Genomic DNA, 511 nt, shown 5'->3' with positions numbered 1-511 from the left:
TCGCCCCGACACGGGGGCGCACAGCATGCTGCCAAAGGCGAAGGGCAGCGTGCACAATCCCGCCTGCAGCGCGGGCATGCCCCGCACATCCTGCAGATACAGCGTGTTGAGGAACAGGAAGGCGCTGAAAATGGCGAAGGCCAGGACAGCGGTCACGATCGCGCCGGAAAACGGCCACGCACGAAAAAAACGCAGGTCGATCAGCGGCGCGGTCGCCCGCTGCTCGACAATGATGAACCCCGCGATGGACAGCAGCCCGAAGCCGAGAAACCCGGAAATGGTGGGCGAGGACCAGCCGTAATTATGCGCCTCGATCAGGCCGGAGGTAATCATGGCCAGCGCCACGATGGCCAGCAGCTGGCCCGGTGCGTCAATGCTGCGCCGCTGCCCGCCGCTGGATTCGGGCACGAAGCGCAATGTCAGCGCGATGGCGATCAGCCCGATCGGCACATTGACCCAGAACACGGCCTGCCAGCCCACCCAATGCACCAGAATCCCCCCCCCGACCGGA

Annotated in this window: 1 protein-coding gene; it reads right to left on the bottom strand. The window is 65.4% G+C overall.

What is annotated here, in order from left to right:
* The coding region (locus JCM25156_RS20135) for an MFS transporter (protein WP_025814574.1) at positions 1-511 on the bottom strand (511 nt) is incomplete at both ends.

The sequence above is a fragment of the Komagataeibacter kakiaceti JCM 25156 genome (genome assembly GCF_000613305.1).
The sequence above is the reverse complement of the archived record's forward strand: the minus strand, read 5'-3'. Positions and strand labels throughout refer to the sequence as shown.